General features: G+C 70.8%; 15 protein-coding genes. 7 read left to right on the top strand and 8 right to left on the bottom strand.

The features are described from left to right. Positions 1-3: 3 nt before the first annotated feature. The gene (gene rfbA, locus OG494_RS46930; RefSeq protein ID WP_328450105.1) at positions 4-876 is read right to left on the bottom strand and encodes a glucose-1-phosphate thymidylyltransferase RfbA; all 873 of its coding nucleotides are present in this window, start codon (positions 874-876) and stop codon (positions 4-6) included. 939 nt (positions 877-1,815) lie between these two features. On the opposite strand from rfbA, the gene OG494_RS46925 reads away from it, so the two are divergent. Together OG494_RS46925 and metK are read left to right on the top strand one after the other, a co-directional pair. Then, positions 1,816-2,550 carry an LmbU family transcriptional regulator gene (locus OG494_RS46925; protein ID WP_328450103.1) on the top strand — a complete coding sequence of 245 codons (735 nt, stop codon included), beginning with the start codon at positions 1,816-1,818 and terminating at the stop codon, positions 2,548-2,550. A gap of 166 nt (positions 2,551-2,716) precedes the next feature. Then, positions 2,717-3,913, top strand: a complete 1,197-nt coding sequence (metK, locus tag OG494_RS46920; protein ID WP_328450101.1) for a methionine adenosyltransferase — start codon at positions 2,717-2,719, stop codon at positions 3,911-3,913. Between the two features lie 49 nt (positions 3,914-3,962). On the opposite strand, the gene OG494_RS46915 is transcribed toward metK, so the two are convergent. Further along, on the bottom strand, positions 3,963-4,499 hold the full coding sequence (locus OG494_RS46915) for a GNAT family N-acetyltransferase (protein WP_328450099.1): 537 nt from the start codon (positions 4,497-4,499) through the stop codon (positions 3,963-3,965). Between the two features lie 55 nt (positions 4,500-4,554). Between OG494_RS46915 and OG494_RS46910 the strand changes: the two genes are divergently transcribed. The 3 genes from OG494_RS46910 to OG494_RS46900 all read left to right on the top strand — a co-directional run bounded on the left by OG494_RS46910 (position 4,555) and on the right by OG494_RS46900 (position 6,781). Beyond that, on the top strand, positions 4,555-5,160 hold the full coding sequence (locus OG494_RS46910) for a TetR/AcrR family transcriptional regulator (RefSeq protein WP_328450097.1): 606 nt from the start codon (positions 4,555-4,557) through the stop codon (positions 5,158-5,160). Positions 5,161-5,322: 162 nt separating this feature from the next. After that, on the top strand, positions 5,323-5,589 hold the full coding sequence (locus OG494_RS46905) for a hypothetical protein (RefSeq protein ID WP_328450095.1): 267 nt from the start codon (positions 5,323-5,325) through the stop codon (positions 5,587-5,589). Between the two features lie 118 nt (positions 5,590-5,707). Beyond that, positions 5,708-6,781: an aldo/keto reductase gene (locus OG494_RS46900; RefSeq protein WP_328450094.1), complete on the top strand. Its 1,074-nt coding sequence runs from the start codon at positions 5,708-5,710 to the stop codon at positions 6,779-6,781. Here OG494_RS46900 and OG494_RS46895 read toward each other — a convergent pair. Continuing rightward, entirely contained in the window at positions 6,778-7,983 is a 1,206-nt protein-coding gene (locus OG494_RS46895; protein ID WP_328450092.1) for a metal-dependent hydrolase family protein, read from the bottom strand. The two genes, OG494_RS46900 and OG494_RS46895, sit on opposite strands and share 4 nt — an antisense overlap. A gap of 127 nt (positions 7,984-8,110) precedes the next feature. On the opposite strand from OG494_RS46895, the gene OG494_RS46890 reads away from it, so the two are divergent. Both OG494_RS46890 and OG494_RS46885 read left to right on the top strand, forming a co-directional pair. Then, a complete protein-coding gene (locus OG494_RS46890; RefSeq protein WP_328450090.1) occupies positions 8,111-8,848 on the top strand; it encodes an SDR family oxidoreductase in 738 nt (245 codons plus the stop codon). Between the two features lie 13 nt (positions 8,849-8,861). After that, on the top strand, positions 8,862-9,824 hold the full coding sequence (locus tag OG494_RS46885; RefSeq protein ID WP_328450088.1) for a sigma-70 family RNA polymerase sigma factor: 963 nt from the start codon (positions 8,862-8,864) through the stop codon (positions 9,822-9,824). 73 nt (positions 9,825-9,897) lie between these two features. On the opposite strand, the gene OG494_RS46880 is transcribed toward OG494_RS46885, so the two are convergent. From OG494_RS46880 to OG494_RS46860, 5 genes are read right to left on the bottom strand one after another with little or no spacing between them, the layout of a single operon-like run. Continuing rightward, positions 9,898-11,655, bottom strand: coding sequence for a glycoside hydrolase family 35 protein (locus OG494_RS46880; protein ID WP_328450087.1), 1,758 nt, complete (start codon positions 11,653-11,655; stop codon positions 9,898-9,900). After that, the gene (locus OG494_RS46875; protein ID WP_328450086.1) at positions 11,648-13,108 is read right to left on the bottom strand and encodes an alpha-N-arabinofuranosidase; all 1,461 of its coding nucleotides are present in this window, start codon (positions 13,106-13,108) and stop codon (positions 11,648-11,650) included. The genes OG494_RS46880 and OG494_RS46875 overlap by 8 nt, the downstream gene beginning before the upstream one ends. Beyond that, entirely contained in the window at positions 13,105-14,442 is a 1,338-nt protein-coding gene (locus tag OG494_RS46870) for an ABC transporter substrate-binding protein (RefSeq protein WP_328450084.1), read from the bottom strand. The genes OG494_RS46875 and OG494_RS46870 overlap by 4 nt, the downstream gene beginning before the upstream one ends. A gap of 50 nt (positions 14,443-14,492) precedes the next feature. Next, positions 14,493-15,356, bottom strand: coding sequence for a carbohydrate ABC transporter permease (locus OG494_RS46865; protein ID WP_328450082.1), 864 nt, complete (start codon positions 15,354-15,356; stop codon positions 14,493-14,495). Next, complete coding sequence (locus OG494_RS46860; protein ID WP_442874363.1) at positions 15,356-16,252, bottom strand: carbohydrate ABC transporter permease; 897 nt, start codon at positions 16,250-16,252, stop codon at positions 15,356-15,358. The genes OG494_RS46865 and OG494_RS46860 overlap by 1 nt, the downstream gene beginning before the upstream one ends. Positions 16,253-16,254: the final 2 nt, after the last annotated feature.

Raw genomic sequence — 16,254 nt, 5'->3', positions numbered from 1 at the left:
CCCCTAGCCCAGCGTCTCGGAGAGCTGGACCAGGTACTTGCCGTATTCGGAGCTCTTCATCGCCTCGCCGGAGCGCCGGCACCGCTCGGCGTCGATGTACCCCATGCGCAGCGCGATCTCCTCCAGGCAGGCGACCCGCACGCTCTGGCGCTTTTCGATCACCTGAACGTATTGGCTGGCGGCGAGCAGGGAGTCGTGCGTCCCGGCGTCGAGCCAGGTGAACCCGCGGCCCAGGCGGCACAGCTGCGCCCGGCCCTCCTTGAGGTAGGCCTTGTTGACGTCGGTGATCTCCAGCTCGCCCCGCGCCGACGGCTCGATGCCGCGGGCGACCTCGACGACGTCGGAGTCGTAGAGGTAGAGCCCGGTGATCGCGTTGTCCGAACGCGGGCGCAGCGGTTTCTCTTCGATCGACACGAGGGCGCCGCGCTCGTCGGTTTCGCCGATGCCGTAGCGCTCGGGATCGGAGACCGGGTAACCGAACAGCGTGCAGCCGTCGAGGCGCTCGCGCGCGGCGCGCAGGATCCGGGAAAAGCCGGCACCGTGGAAGATGTTGTCGCCCAGGATCAACGCGGACGGATTCCCGTCGATGTGGTCCGCGCCGATCAGCAGCGCCTCGGCGATGCCGCGCGGCTGGTCCTGCTCGGCGTAGCTGATGTCGAGCCCCAGGTCGGAGCCGTCGCCGAGCAGCGCGCGCAGGGACGGGATGCTCTCGGGGGTCGAGATGACCAGGATCTCCCGGATGCCGGCGAGCATCAGCACCGAAAGCGGGTAATAGACCATCGGCTTGTCGTAGACCGCGAGCAGCTGCTTGGACGTCGCCTTCGTCAGGGGGTACAACCGCGAACCGGTTCCGCCGGCGAGAACGATTCCTTTCATGGGCTTGTCCATTTTCTGGTCCATTTCGTCGATATACGTCGACCGCGAGGCGAGAATGAGAATGCCGCGATGTGGATATCGGGAACACTAGGCAAGGCGACGCGGAGGCGTCAATGGTGCGGACGCGGCGGTGACGCGCCTTTCCGCAATGGCCGGAGGGGACGATTTCCGGTCGTGCTCCCGCGGGACCCGGGATTGCGCACCCCCCGGGCGCGGCGTCCCGCCGGCGGGACGCCGCGCCCGCGAGCGGCACCCGGGCGGGCCGGTGCCGGACCGGTGCCGAGTCCGACGTGGACACAGCCCCCTCAACTTGTCAAACCCTTACGACGGTGCCAGAATCCTCCTGGTCACCGAGGTGGTCCGCTTCTGCGCGGCGTCGTCGCGCACCCGGATCGCTTCGGCCGGAAGCGGGCACCGACGAGGCCCGCAGCACTGGGGCACCTGGGGGCGCTTTGGACACGACCGTTTCGGCACGAGGCTCGTGCACGACCGGCGGCGGACGCGGACGTCCGCGCCGGCCCGAGGAGCCCTCGGACGAACGCGAATGATCTTCATTTAGTCCACGGCGTGGACTAATCGGCGGCACCACCGCCGACCGGCGGGCCAGGGGTGTGCCCGGGGTCACTTTTCCCTCCACCACACCGTTGTGGTGCTATCCCGGAATAGGACGGCGAGCGCGCGAGCGGGCCGTTCCGATCCCGGCCGCCGCGGGCCCGCTCACCGGCTCGGACCGCATTCCGGAACGGCGTGTCGAACCGTCTCAGGAAATCCCGCGAACGGCACCTCGCAGGATGCTCGCGTGTAGGGTGCTGACACCAAGTAATTCACCCGATCGGGGAAGGAGGAGAAGGCCAATGGGGAGGAGTACAGGGCGGCCCGGCGAACACGTTTGGCGGGCCGAGGTCGTCTATGTCGATGACGCCTAGGAGACGAATGGTGATGATGACGAGCAAAGAGGGCAGCATTCCGCGGCACGCCGAACCGGCCGCCCCGCGGAACACCGACCGGTCACCGGTCGCTTCGCCCCCAGGCCGCCTGACCGGCCGGCCGTTCACCGACGGAATGCTGACCAGGCGGACCAGCCTCAACCTGCCACCCCAGATCCCGCTCGACGAGTGGAGCAGGATCGGCCACGAGATCTTCGTGATCTCGGAGTCCTCGACGTGGTGGCTGGGTGACTGGTTGATCTACGGACAGGCGCAGTACCCGGACCGCTACATGCACGCGATCGCGAAGACGTCGCTGGACTATCAGACGCTCCGCAACTACGCGTGGGTGGCACGGCGGTACTCGGTGACCCGCCGCCGGCCGGCGCTCAGCTTCCAGCACCACGCGGAGCTGGCCAGCCTGCCGGAAGAACAGCAGGAGAACTGGCTCGATCGGGCGGAGAAGTTCGGCTGGTCCCGCAACGAGCTGCGCAACCGGGTCCGGGCCAGCCGCAAGGCGGCACGGGCGGTGGACGACGAGGAAGGCAGCGACGTCCTCAGTATCGAGATGAACGTGCCGGCGGACCGGAAGCAGCGATGGCTCGAGGCCGCCAGCACGACGAAGCAGGACCTGCTCTCGTGGATCGTGTCCATTTTGGACAACGCGGCGGACACCGTGATCGGGCTGCCGGGCGACGAGCACGCGATATCGGGGCAGCACGCGATATCGGGGCAGAAGGAAGGCTGACCGCCTCCCGACGCACCACCGGGGAAACCGAGTTCGACCGAAGTTCACTGGGGACTGGGGAAAGACTTTAACTCGGGTTCACCACCACCAGCGGCAGGCATTCCGTGCGGGAATGCCTGCCGCTGTCCGTTACTCCCGAACAAAAACCACGGAAGCGAGGACAGTCATGTCCGGCAGCAGGTTGTTCACCTCGGAGTCGGTGACCGAAGGGCACCCCGACAAGATTTGCGACGCCATCAGCGACTCGATCCTCGACGGTCTGCTGTCGAAGGACCCGCGCAGCCGCGTCGCGGTCGAGACCCTGATCACCACCGGCCAGGTCCACGTCGCCGGTGAGGTGACCACCGAGGCCTACGCCGACATCCCGACGATCGTGCGGGACGTGATCCTGCGGATCGGCTACGACTCCTCGGCGAAGGGGTTCGACGGCAACTCGTGCGGTGTCAACGTCGCGATCGGGTCGCAGTCGGCCGACATCGCCCAGGGCGTCGACACCGCGTACGAGTCCCGTGTCGAGTCCGATGAGGACGAGATCAACCGCCAGGGTGCGGGTGACCAGGGCCTGATGTTCGGCTACGCCTGCTCCGACACCCCGGAGCTGATGCCCTTGCCGATCGCGTTGGCACACCGCCTTTCCCGTCGCCTGACGGCGGTGCGGAAGGACGGCGTCCTGCCCTACCTGCGTCCCGACGGAAAGACCCAGGTCACCATCGAGTACGCCGGTGACCAGCCGGTCCGCCTCGACACGGTCGTCGTCTCGTCGCAGCACGCGGAAGGCATCGACCTCGACCGCATGCTGGGCGTCGATGTGAAGGACCACGTCGTCGAGCCGGAACTGGCGGACCTCGGCATCGACACGTCCGGCGCGCGGCTGCTGGTCAACCCCACGGGCCGGTTCGTGATCGGTGGTCCGATGGGTGACGCCGGCTTGACCGGTCGGAAGATCATCGTCGACACCTACGGCGGTATGGCCCGTCACGGTGGTGGCGCCTTCTCCGGCAAGGACCCGTCCAAAGTGGACCGTTCCGCGGCGTATGCGATGCGGTGGGTGGCGAAGAACGTCGTCGCCGCTGGGTTGGCGACGCGGACCGAGGTGCAGGTCGCGTACGCGATCGGCAAGGCGGCGCCGGTGGGTCTGTTCGTGGAGACGTTCGGGACGGAGACGGTGGACCCGTCGAAGATCCAACAGGCCATCACCGAGGTGTTCGACCTGCGTCCGGCGGCGATCATCCGTGACCTGGACCTGCTGCGCCCGATCTACGCCCCGACCGCCGCGTATGGCCACTTCGGCCGTCCGGAACTGGACCTGCCGTGGGAGAGCACCGCCCGCGCGGCCGACCTGAAAGCCGCCACCGGCGCCTGACCTGTCGTGAGGGGCACCTTCAGGGCTTAGATGTCCCTGAAGGTGCCCCTCACGACGTTCGGTTTTTCCGGTCGCGGGCGAGGATGGCCCAGATTTCCTTGTCGTAGCGGGCACCTTCGTACGGCCAGTACTCGCGCAGCACGCCTTCGCGGACCATGCCGAGGCGTTCGGCGACCGCCGAGCTGCGGACGTTGTCCGCGCGGCAGCGCCACTCCGCGCGGTGCAGGCCCCGGGTGGTGAACGCCCAGTCGAGCAGCGCCTCGCAGGCCCGCGTGACCAGGCCGTGGCCCTCGGCGCCGGGTTCGAGCCAGCAGCCGATCTCGCACGAGCCGACACCCGCGTCGAACTCCACGAACATGACGCCGCCGACCAGCCGGCCGTCGAGCCGGATCCCGAAGAGCCGGCCGCCGTCGGCGGCCTGACGCTCGGCGTACCGGCGCAGGGTCGCCCGCGCGCCCTCGACGTCGTCGGTGACGAACGCCGGCCCGACCCACGGCCGGATGTGCTCGCGCGCCCGCTCGAGGTGCCCGGCGAACTCCTCGGCCTGCCACGGCTCCAGCGGCTCGAGCCGCGCGGTTTCCGTCAACGATCGAAAGAACACAACTGCCCCCATTCACACAACGACTGTTACGATAACACGCGTGCCGCGTCCCAGGGGAGACCACGAAGCCCGCCGCCGCGACGTCTCCGAGGCGGTCTGGCGGGTCCTGACCGCGCACGGCTTCGGCGGCCTGACGATGCGCGCCGTCGCGACCGAGCTCGGCGCCACCACCGGCCTGCTCACGCACTACTTCAGCGGCAAACAGGACCTGCTCGCGCACGCGCTCGACCTGCTGGACGAGCGCACTGCCACCCGCGCCCGCCGGACCGCCGGCCCGGGCCTCGCCGCGGTGCGCGCGCTGCTCCTGGACGTCCTGCCGCTCACCGGTGAAGCGGTCACGGGCAACCGGATCTGGGTGTCCTCATGGGACACCGCGCTCGCCGACCCGGCGTTGAGCGCCGCGTACGCGCGGAAGTACGGCGAGAGCCGCGACCGGCTGCGCGACCTCGTCACCGACGCACAACGGCTCGGCGAGCTGCGCCCGGGCGATCCTGAGCGCGTCGCCGCGGGCGCGTTGTCGTTCACGCTCGGCCTGGTCGTCCAGGCGCTGTTCGACCCGCGCGCGTTCCCGCCGGACCGGCAGGTCGAGCTGCTCGACGACCACCTCGCCGCCCTGGTCGACCCGCATTTCCCGGCGGACGGGTGATCTCGTGTTAGCCTGTCGCCGTGCAGCGCCTGATGACGTCCTCGCGACTCGTAACCCGGCGCGCCGGCTGAACCAGGTCGCCGGCGCGCAGCGCTGACGACCCTGTTTCGCACCGGGGCCTGGCCCGGATCCCCCGAGAACCGCACTTTCTGGAGATCCGTCATGGCCCCCACGTCTTTCGCCCCGAACTCACTGCTGGTCCGCCGCCGCATCGCCACGTACTTCACCGGCGGCGCCGCGGGAATCCCCGACCTGGTCGGCACCCTCACCCAGCAGGGCCGCATGATCCACGAACTGTCGGTCGACGTCCGCGACGGCGTCCGCGAGAGCTCCCTGGCCTGCGCGCTGCTGCTCCCCGACGAGGAGACGGACCACCTGCTGGACCGGCTGCGCGAACTCCCGGCGGTCGTCTCGGCCGAACTCGCCTGACGCCCCGGTCCACAACGGACCCCGGTGATGTCCACCACCGACTGGACTTGCCGGTCCAAAAAACTCTCGGCACCCTGGAGGAGTCCACAAGATTTCCGTTGCACAGGAGCACTTCCCCATGGCACTCGACCAGTACTACCTCCTCGGCCGCTCCGGGCTGCGTGTCAGCCGGCTCGCGCTGGGCACGATGAACTTCGGCACCGGCGGCTTCCACGCCGCGTACGGCAAGACCGAGGAGGAGGTCCGCCCGATCTTCCGCCGCTACCTCGACGGGGGCGGCAACTTCATCGACACCGCGGACTTCTACACCGCCGGCGAGAGCGAAACCCTCCTCGGCAAGCTCATCGGCGAGGCGAACGTCCGCGACAAGGTGGTGCTCACCACCAAGTTCACCAACAGCGTCGCCGACGGCGACCCGAACGCGGGCGGCAACGGGCGCAAGCACATGATCCGCGCCCTGGAGGCGTCGCTGCGCCGGCTGGGCACCGACTACGTCGACCTCTTCCTGCTGCACACCTGGGACCGGCTCACCCCGGTCGAGGAGGTCATGCGCACGTTCGACGACCTGGTCCGCGCGGGCAAGATCCGCTACGCCGGCCTCTCCGACGTGCCCGCCTGGTACGCCTCGCGGGCCCAGACGTTCGCCGAGGCCAACGCGCTCACGCCGGTGATCAACCTGCAGCTGCCGTATTCGCTGGTGCAGCGCGAGATCGAGACCGAGCACGTCCCGCTGGGCCGGACGCTCGGCCTCGGCGTCACGGCGTGGAGCCCGCTGGCGGGCGGATTCCTCACCGGCAAGTACCGCACCGGGACCGAAGGCCGGTTCGCCGACCCGGACGCCCAGACTTGGACCGACCGCGACTGGCAGCTGCTCAAGCCGCTGGAGGAGATCGCGGGCAAGCTCGGCGTGACGATGGCCCAGGTCGCGCTCAACTGGGTCGCCACCCAGCCGGGCATCGCGTCCGCGATCGTCGGCGCCAGCAGCGCCGACCAGCTCGGCGCGAGCATGGCCGCCCTCGACTTCGAGATCCCGGCCGAGCTGCGCACCCTGCTGGACGAGGCGAGCGCGGTCCCGCCGGCCTCGGTGTACCGGATGTTCACCCCGGGCTACCAGAACTGGATCGTCACCCCGGGCCTGAAGATCGGCGACAAGCCGGCGGGCTACGCGCCGGACGTGCGGAACTGGGTCTAGGAAACCACTTCCCCGCCCTGCACGACGTGCCGGAAGGGCCGGGTCAGCACCCCGGCGTCGGCGAGCGGGTCGCCGTCCACCACGACGAGGTCCGCGTGCGCGCCGACGGCCAGGGTGCCGATCTCGCCCGTCAGGTTCAGCAGGTCCGCCGCCGTCGACGTCGCCGCGCGGATCACCTCCAGGGGTGACTGGACTTCGGCGCGCAGGCGGAACTCGTGGTTCTGGTGGCGGTGCATGCCGCCGAGGAGGTCGGTGCCGTAGACCAGCTTCACGCCGCCGCGGGACGCGCGTTCGAGGGCGGCCAGGCCCGCGTCGAGGACCGCGTCCACCTTGCGCCAGCTCGATTCCGGCAGGCCGTGCTCGCGGCCTTCCTCCTTCAGCGCCCAGTACGTCACCAGCGTCGGCACCAGGTACGCGTCCCGCGCGAGGAACAGCTCCACGCTGCGGTCGTCGAGGAGGTTGCCGTGTTCGATCGACCGGACGCCCAGCTCGAGGGCCCGGTTGACGGCGCGGGCGGTGTACGCGTGCGCCGCGACGTACCGGTTCGCCGCCTCCGCCTCCTCGACGATCGCGCGCAGCTCGTCGGCCGAGTACTGCGTCGAGTCGATCCGGTCGGTCGGGGACGCGACGCCGCCCGAGGCCATCACCTTGAGGTGGTGGGCGCCCTTGCGCAGCTCGTCGCGGGCGGCGGCGCGGACCGCGTCGACGCCGTCGGCGATCCGGCTGAGGCCCGCGCAGCACGGGTGGTCGTCCCGGACGCGGGTGCCGCGGGTGCGGCTGTCGCCGTGCCCGCCGGTCTGGCTCAGCGCCTTGCCGCAGAACAGCAGCCGCGGCCCGCGGAACAGCCCTTCCGCCTGCGCGTCGGCGAGGCCGTAGTCGGCGCCCGCGACGTCGCGGACCGTGGTGAAGCCGCGGTCGAGCATCCCGCTCATGATCCGGGCGGCCTGGGCGGCCGCGTAGGCCGGTGACTGCGCCGGCAGCGAGCCGAGGTCCGCGGTCGACGCGGTGACGTGCACGTGCGCATCGATCAGCCCGGGCAGCACGACGGCGCCGCGCAGGTCGAGCGTCCGCACGTCGGCGGCGGCCGGCCCCGGCCCGGCCTCGGCGATCCGGCCGTCGGCGCACCGCAGGTCACCCTCGGTGTACTCCCCCGTCGCCGGATCGAGCAGGCGGGCGTTGCGCAGGAGCAGCGAGGAGGTCACCACGCCATTGGATCGGGCCGCCGCTCCGGATTCAACTGTGACCCAGCTCACGTCGTCGTCACGACGGTTTCCGGCGCTCCCGGCGGTCTTGATCCGGACCGCACCGCACCACCACCCGGAGGGCCCGATGTCCCACTCCAGCCAGACCGCCGTCGTCACCGGAGCCGGCCGCGGCTTCGGACGCGCGATCGCCGCCGCGCTCGTCGCCGACGGCTACACCGTCGTCGGCATCGCGCGCAGCGAAGCCGACCTCGAAGCGGCCCGGGACGAGCTCGGCGAGCGCTTCGTGCCCGTCGCCGCCGACGCGACCGAGGACACGCTCGCGCAAGACGTCCTCCACGAGCACCGGCCGGCGCTGCTCGTGCTCAACGCCGGCGCCGTGCCGCCCATGGCGCCGATCCACGAACAGACGTGGGAGACCTTCAGCCGCAACTGGCACGTCGACACCCGGCACGCCTTCGCCTGGACGCGGGCCGCGCTGCGGGAACCCCTCGCGCCCGGCGGGGTCGTCGTGTCGATGTCGAGCGGGGCCACCCTCGGCGGGTCGCCGCTCAGCGGCGGGTACGCCAGCGCGAAGGCCGCGGTCCGGTACCTGCGCGGGTACGCCGCCGGCGAGTCGGACCGCGCCGCGCTGGGCCTGCGGTTCGTCACGTTGCTGCCGCAGCTGACGCCCACCGCGGGCGTCGGCGCGGCGGGCGTCACCGGCTACGCCGCGCGTGCCGGCGTCGGCCGCGACGCCTTCATCGAGGGCCTGCAGCCGGTCCTGACGCCGGAGCAGGTCGCCAAGGCCGTCCTCGACGTCGCTTCGGACGCCGGAAGCGCCGCCGAGTACCAGGTCGACGGTTCCGGGCTGCGCGCGCTCTAACGTGGACGGGACCATGACCGACTTCGCCGCGGAGACCGAGCCGTTCCGGCCGGAGCTGCTCGCGCACTGCTACCGCCTGCTCGGCTCGATCCACGACGCCGAGGACCTCGTGCAGGAGACCTACCTGCGGGCGTGGCGCGGGTTCGGCCGGTTCGAAGGCCGCTCCTCGGTGCGGCGGTGGCTGTACAAGATCGCGACCACGGCCTGCCTGACGGCGTTGGCGACCCGGGCCCGGCGGCCGCTGCCGTCGGGCCTGGGCGCGCCGGCCGACGACCACCGGGTGCCCGTCGCGGACGCGGAACCGTCGGTGCCGTGGCTGCAGCCGGTGCCGGACGCGCTGCTCGACCCGGCGGCGATCACCGCGGGCCGGGCCGGGGTGCGGCTGGCGTTCATCGCCGCGCTGCAGCTGCTGCCCGCCCGGCAGCGCGCCGTGCTGACCCTGCGCGACGTGCTGGCGTTCCCGGCCGCCGACGTCGCCGGCATGCTCGACACGACGACCGACGCCGTCGACAGCGCGCTGCGCCGCGCCCGCACCCGGCTCGCCGAAGCGGCCCTGGCCGAAGACGACCTCGCCGAGCCCGGTGAACCCGCCCGCCGGACGCTGCTCGACAGCTACGTCGACGCGTTCGTCCGCGCCGACCCGGGCGCGCTGGTGAAGCTGCTGCGGGCCGACGTCGAGCTGGAGATGCCCCCGATCCCGACGTGGTTCACCGGCCGGGACGCGGTCGTCGGGTTCCTCGCGAGCCGCGTGCTGCGCGAGGGCCGCTGGCACCTGGTCCCGACGCGCGCCAACGGCCAGCCGGCGCTGGTGGAGTACGCCCGGACCGAGAGCGGCTTCGAGCCCCACGGCGTCCAGGTGCTGACACTCGCCGGCGACCGGATCGCGCGGATCACGGCGTTCAACGACCCGGCACTGGTCCCGGCGTTCGGCCGGGCACCGGCCCGGGACAGCCGGCCCGCGGTGCCCGACGCGTGACCGCGGCTCGTGACTGCCCCGGGCCGAACCGGCACCGGACCCTTCGCCCCCAGCGGGAATGCGCCGCCAACCCTCAGGCTTCGGTGTGCCCCAGCAGCGGCCGCGGCACGAACCTCGCCGCCCGGTCCAGCAGGGTGTCCAGTTCGAGCACGGTGAGTTCGTTGGCCCCGGCCCGGACGACCGGGCGCGGCACGTACAGCGTCCGCTGCGGTCCGCGCCGCCAGTAGCGGCCCAGCGGGAAGCCGTTGAACCACGCCATGCCCTTGCCCCACTCGCCCGTGTCCAGGAACAAGTCGGCCGACGCGGGGACGTCGACGGACGCGCGCAGCAGCACCGGGCCGGCCACCGGGCCCGCCACCGGCGCCGGGACGGAAGGCGCGGAAGGCGCGGAAGGCGCGGAAGGCAGTGCGGCCAGGTCGAGCGGCAGTACTTCCCAGCCCAGCAACGGCGAGCCGTCCACCGAGGCGCCGCCGATGATGCCCTTCGGTTCGCCGATCCGCGGGCCGTAGTCGACGCGGCCCTCGTCCTCGACCAGCACCAGCAGCTCGCCCCGGCCGCCCGGCAGCGGCAGCGCGCGCTCGTGGTGCTCCCGCAGCAGCGTGCCGACGCGGACGCCGTCCACGAACACCGTCGCGCGGTCGCGGACCTCGCCGAACACCAGCACGCCCGGCCCGTCGACCCAGGTCCGCAGCAGCGCCAGCCGCGGCATCGGGGACAGCTCGTCGAACACCGGCAGCTCTTCGAAGGACCGCCACGGGCCCCAGCGCTGCGGGGCTTCGAGCAGGAACACCGGGTCACCCAGCACCGCGGACGGCGTCGGCGCGGGCCGCGCCGGGGGCGGCGGCGTGTCCGGAACCTCGTGGTAGCGGGCGATCACGTCCCGGAACGCGTGGTACTTCGGTGTCGGGTCGCCGGCTTCGTCCAGCGGCGCGTCGTAGTCGTAGGACGTCACGATCGGCCGGTAGACGCCCTTGTCGTTGGCGCCGCTGGTGAGCCCGAAGCTGGTGCCGCCGTGGAACATGTACAGGTTGACCGACGCGCCGGCGGCGAGCAGCGTGTCCAGTTCGGCCGCGGCGTCCGCGGCGGAGGTCGTGTGGTGGTGGGTGCCCCAGTCGTCGAACCAGCCGTTCCAGAACTCGGCGCACATCAGCGGCCCGGCCGGCTGGTGCGCGCGCAGGGTCGCGAGCCGCGCCGCCGCGCCGGAACCGAACGACGCCGTCCGGTGCAGCCCGTCGAGGCCACCGGCTTCGAGCATGTCCGGCTGGTCCACTGTGGTCAGTGGTACCACCACCCCGGCCGCGCGCGTGTACTCGGCCAGCGCCTTCAGGTACCGCTTGTCGTCGCCGAACGCGCCGTACTCGTTCTCGACCTGGACCAGCAGCACCGGCCCGCCACGGTCGATCTGGTGCGGCACAACCACTTCGAGCACGCGCGTCAGGTACTCGCGCACGGCGGCGAGGTACCGCGGCTCGAACCGGCGGACCCCCACCTCCGGGTCCCGGAACAGCCACGCCGGCAGCCCGCCGTTGTCCCACTCCGCGCAGATGTACGGACCGGGCCGGACGATCGCGTACATCCCGGCGTCGGCGATCAAGCGCAGGAACCGGTCCAGATCGAGGCCGCCGGTGAGGTCGAAGGTGCCGGGCTCGGGCGCGTGCGCGTTCCACGGCACGTACGTCTCGATGGTGTTGAGCCCCATCCGCCGTGCCTTGTCGATCCGGTCGGCCCACAGGTCCGGGTGCACCCGGAAGTAGTGCAGGGAACCGGAAATAATCCGGAACGGCCGGCCGTCGAGCAGGAAATCGGTCTCGCCGATGACGAACTCAGGCATCCGGGCCCGCCAGGTGGAGCACACTCCAGGACCGGGGTGGCAGCGTCGCGGTGATGACGGTTCCCTTCTCGTCGGACGTCGCGGTGGCACCGGGCAGCGGCACCGGTCCCGCCGCGTCGAGGGTTTCGGCGGCGGACAGGGCGAACCGCCCGCCGCGGAGCCGGATCTCGACGTCGGTGCCCGACGCCGGGGCGCGGTTGGTGAGGAACACCGCACCCGCGGACCCGTCCACTGTCGCGGCGACGTCGACGAGATCGACCTCACCGTGCCGCGCGGTCCGGATCCGCTCTCCTTCGGCACCCAGCCGGAGACTGACACCCCGGGCCAGCGAGGAGACCAGCCGGAACGGGTGGAACGTCGGCTGCCGCCAGGCCGCGCCGCCGGGCTCGGTGCGGATCGGCGCGATCGCGTTCACCAGCTGCGCCTGGTTGGCCATCGTGACGCGGTCGACGTTGCGCAGCAACGAGCTCAGCAGCGAGCCGACGACCACCGCGTCGGTGAGGTCGTACGTCTCCTCCAGCAGCCGCGGGTGCTCCGGCCAGCCTCCGGCGACGAGCTCGGGCTGCTCGGTCTCGTTCCAGCGGCGCAGGTCCCAGACGTTCCACTCGTCGACGCTGATCCCGACGCGGGCCCCCACCTCGTCGATGATCCCTGCCGTCGTCCGGATGTAGGCGTCCAGTGCCGACGCGCTCGCGAGGTAACTGTCGGTGTCGCCGTCGATCTCCTGGTAGTAGGCGTGCAGCGAGATGTGGTCGACGAGCCCGGCCGTGTGCCGCAGCACCGTGCGCTCCCACTCGCCGAACGTCGGCATCTCCGCGTGCGAGCTCCCGGCGACGACCAGTTCGACGTCCGGGTCGATCATCCGCATCACCCGGGCGGTCTCCGCGGCCAGCCGGCCGTACTCGCCGGCCGTCTTGTGCCCGATCTGCCACGGCCCGTCCATCTCGTTGCCCAGGCACCACAACCGGAAGCCGAACGGGCGGTCGGCGCCGTTCGCGCGCCGCCGCTCGCTCAGTTCGGTGCCGCCGGGGTGGTTGCAGTACTCGAGGACGTCGGCGGCTTCCTGGACGCCGCGGGTGCCGAGGTTGACCGCGTACATCACCTCGACGTCCGCGGCCTGCGCCCACGCGGCGAACTCGTGCAGCCCGAACCGGTTGGACTCCACGCTGTGCCAGGCGGGGTCGAGCCGGACCGGCCGGTCGGGCCCGACGCCGTCCTCCCAGCGGTACGCCGAGACGAAATTGCCGCCGGGGTAGCGCACCACCGTCGGGCCCAGTTCCCGGACCAGCTCCAGCACGTCACCGCGAAACCCACGACTGTCCGAAGTGGAGTGTCCCGGTTCGTGGATCCCGGTGTACACGGCCCGGCCCAGGTGCTCGACGAACGAGCCGAAAAGGCGGCGCGGGACCGGGCCGACGGCCTCGTTCACGTCACCTTCGATCCGGACGCTCATCCCGCGGTGACCGTGAAGCCCTGCTGGTTGCCGTAGTCGACCAGCGCCCTCTGCCACGCGGCCAGCCCGGCGTCGAGGCTGGTGCCGTTGAGGTAGGCCTGCCCGACGGTGTCGGTGAAGACGCTGTTGGCGTAGGTCTGGTACGGCAGGTACGTCCAGCCTTTCGCGACGTCCTTCGACGCCTGCGTCAGCACCTGGTTGACCTTCTGCCCGCCGAAGTACGGCACGGCCTCGTCGACGAACGCGGGTGAGCTCAGGTCGGCCGTGGTGGCCGGGAAGCCACCGCTTTCGATGAACGGCTTGACGCCGTTGCCGTGGTTGAGCCAGCGCACGAACGCCGCGGCCAGCGCCGGGTTCTTGCTCTGCTTGAGCACCGACTGCGTGCTGCCGCCGTTCTCCGCGGTGACCGGCTGCCCGTCGTAGGTCGGCATCGGCGCCACCGCCCACTTCCCGGCGCCGCCGGGCACCGAGGACTTGAAGTTGCCGGGCATCCAGGCACCGGTGACCAGGGTGGCGATGGTGCCGTCACCCAGCGCGCGGAACCAGTCGTCGGACCACTCCTTGACCGGGGCGAGCTGCTTGCCCTCGACCAGCTGGTTCCACAGCGCGGTCCACTTCTTCGAGCCCGCGTCCGCCAGGTTGATCTTCACGTTCCGGCCGTCCGCGGTGAACGGGTGCCCGCCCGCCTGCCAGATCATGCTGAGCGCGAAGCCGGGGTCGCCGGTGTCGGAGGTGATGTACTTCGTCGGGTCCGCCGCGTGCAGCTTCTTGGCCGCGGCGACGTACTCCTCCCAGGTCTTCGGCACGGCGATGGCGAACTTGTCGAAGACCTCCTTGTTGTAGAACAACGCCATCGGGCCGGAGTCCTGCGGCAGGCCGTACAGCCCGTTGTTGTTCTTCACCTGCGCCCACGTCGACGCGCTGTAGTCCTTTTCGAACGCTTGGAAGCCGAACTGGCCGAGGTCGGCGAGCGAGTCGGTCAGCGCGAACTGCGGCAACGCGTAGTACTCGACCTGCGCGACGTCCGGCGCGCCGGAGCCGGCCTTGATCGCGTTCTGCAGCTTGGTGTACTCGTCCTTGTTCGTGCCGGCATTGACGTAATTGACCTTGACGTTGGGAAACTCCTTCTGGAACGCGGCGACCTGGTCCTTGGCCGACGGCGTCCAGCTCCAGTAGGTGATCTCCCCGCCGGCCTTCAGCGCGGCGTCGACGGAGTCCTGGGTGCCGGTGGCGCCGGCCGGCCCGGAGGAGCTTCCGGACGAGCAGCCCACGGCCAGCAGGGCGGCCAGTGCGACGGCGCCGAACGCCTTGGCGCGAGTGCGGATGCGTGACATCGGGTGTCCCTTCACGACGGTGTGACGGCTGTGCTTGTTGCTTGACACGCTCATTGCTTGACACTGCCCGCACTGAGACCGGACTGCCAGAAGCGTTGCAGGAGCAGGAAAGCGACGACGAGCGGGATGATCGTGAGCAGCGAACCGGTGAGCACCAGGTTGAACACCGGCCGCGCGCCGGCGCCGGAGGCCTGCGCGCTCCACTGGTTCAGCCCGACGGTCAGCGGGTACCACTTCGGCTCGCTCAGCATGATCAGGGGCAGGAAGTAGTTGTTCCAGGTGGACACCATGGTGAACAGCGCGACGGTCACCACGCCGGGGACCAGCTGGCGCAGCGTCACGGTGAAGAAGATCCGGAGCTCGCCCGCGCCGTCGATCCGCGCCGCCTCCATCAGCTCGTCGGGAATGGCTTCGGTGGCGTACACCCAGATCAGGTAGAGGCCGAACGGGCTGATCAGCGACGGGATGATGATGGCCAGCGGGGTGTTCGTCAGCCCGAGCTTGCTGAACATCAGGAACGTCGGCACGGCGAGCGCCGTCCCGGGCACGGCCACCGCGCCGAGCACGACGGCGAAGACCGCCTTGCGGCCGGGGAAGCGGTACTTGGCCATCCCGTACCCGGCCGCGGTGGCGAGGACCGTCGCGCCGCCGGCGCCGACCCCGACGTAGAGCAGCGTGTTCCCCAGCCAGCGCAGGAAGATCCCGTCGTCGTAGGTGAAGGTCTGGCCGATGTTGTCGAACAGCGCGAACGGGCCGCCGAACGACAGCCCCGAGCTGCTGAACAGCGCGGCCTGCGTCTTGGTCGCGTTGATCACCAGCCACACCAGCGGGACCAGGGTGTAGAGCAGGTACAGCGCCATGACCGTGGTGAGCACCCGGGACCGGCGGGGGCGCGTCACGGAGACTGCCGTCATCACATCCCCTTCCGGGCGCCGCGCAGCTGCACGACGTAGGCGATGACGGCGGTGATCGCGCCCATCACGATCGCGACCGTGGCGGAGTAGTTGTACTGCTGGCCGCCGAAGGAGAGGTTATAGGCGTACATGTTCGGCGTGTAGAACGTGCCGATCACGTTGGGCGCCAGCGTGCGCATGATGTTCGGCTCATTGAACAGCTGGAAGCTGCCGATGATCGAGAAGATCGTGGCGATCACGATCGCGCCCCGCAGCGCCGGGAGCTTGATGCTCGAGATGGTGCGGAACGCGCCCGCGCCGTCGATCGCCGCCGCCTCGAACAGCTCCTTCGGGATCACCTTCAGCGCGGAGTAGAAGATGAGCATGTTGTAGCCCACGAACTCCCAGGTGACGACGTTGCCGATCGAGGCGAGCATCCAGTTTTCCGACAACGGTTTCACGACGTCGCGGCCGAGCAGGTGGTTCAGGTCCGCCGCCAGTCCGAAGTGGTCGCCGTAGATGAAGCCCCACATCAGCGCGGCGACCACCGCGGGCACGGCGTAGGGCAGGAAGATCACGATCCGGAAGAACCCGGCCGCGTGCAGCCGGGCGCTGTCGATCGCCAGCGCGGCGACGAGCGCGAGCAGCAGCATCACCGGCACCTGGACGGCGAGGAAGAGCAGCACCCGCAGGAAGGAGTCCCAGAACTTCGCGTCGGCGAGGACGTCGGCGTAGTTCGCGGCGCCGACGAACGTCGTCCCGCCGAAGAAGGCCTGGTCGCGGAAGAGGCTGAGGCCGAACGCGTAGATGATCGGCGCCAGGAACGTCAGCGCGAAGACGACCATGAACGGGGCGACGAAGAGCCAGCCACGCCACTGCCGCCGTGGCCGGCGGGCCGGTGGGGCCGCTGAAGCCATGG

The organism is Amycolatopsis sp. NBC_00438 (assembly GCF_036026695.1).
Lineage (GTDB): Bacteria > Actinomycetota > Actinomycetes > Mycobacteriales > Pseudonocardiaceae > Amycolatopsis.
Note: the sequence above shows the minus strand (reverse complement) of the source record. Positions and strands in the feature narration are given on the sequence as shown.

Coding starts and splice junctions, on each gene's coding strand:
- OG494_RS46885 (WP_328450088.1), top strand. CDS start 8,862: ATGACCGACTTCGCCGCGGAGACCGAGCCGTTCCGGCCGGAGCTGCTC.
- OG494_RS46905 (WP_328450095.1), top strand. CDS start 5,323: ATGGCCCCCACGTCTTTCGCCCCGAACTCACTGCTGGTCCGCCGCCGC.
- OG494_RS46890 (WP_328450090.1), top strand. CDS start 8,111: ATGTCCCACTCCAGCCAGACCGCCGTCGTCACCGGAGCCGGCCGCGGC.
- OG494_RS46870 (WP_328450084.1), bottom strand. CDS start 14,442: ATGTCACGCATCCGCACTCGCGCCAAGGCGTTCGGCGCCGTCGCACTG.
- OG494_RS46880 (WP_328450087.1), bottom strand. CDS start 11,655: ATGCCTGAGTTCGTCATCGGCGAGACCGATTTCCTGCTCGACGGCCGG.
- OG494_RS46925 (WP_328450103.1), top strand. CDS start 1,816: ATGATGACGAGCAAAGAGGGCAGCATTCCGCGGCACGCCGAACCGGCC.
- OG494_RS46860 (WP_442874363.1), bottom strand. CDS start 16,252: ATGGCTTCAGCGGCCCCACCGGCCCGCCGGCCACGGCGGCAGTGGCGT.
- OG494_RS46875 (WP_328450086.1), bottom strand. CDS start 13,108: ATGAGCGTCCGGATCGAAGGTGACGTGAACGAGGCCGTCGGCCCGGTC.
- OG494_RS46900 (WP_328450094.1), top strand. CDS start 5,708: ATGGCACTCGACCAGTACTACCTCCTCGGCCGCTCCGGGCTGCGTGTC.
- rfbA (WP_328450105.1), bottom strand. CDS start 876: ATGAAAGGAATCGTTCTCGCCGGCGGAACCGGTTCGCGGTTGTACCCC.
- metK (WP_328450101.1), top strand. CDS start 2,717: ATGTCCGGCAGCAGGTTGTTCACCTCGGAGTCGGTGACCGAAGGGCAC.
- OG494_RS46865 (WP_328450082.1), bottom strand. CDS start 15,356: ATGACGGCAGTCTCCGTGACGCGCCCCCGCCGGTCCCGGGTGCTCACC.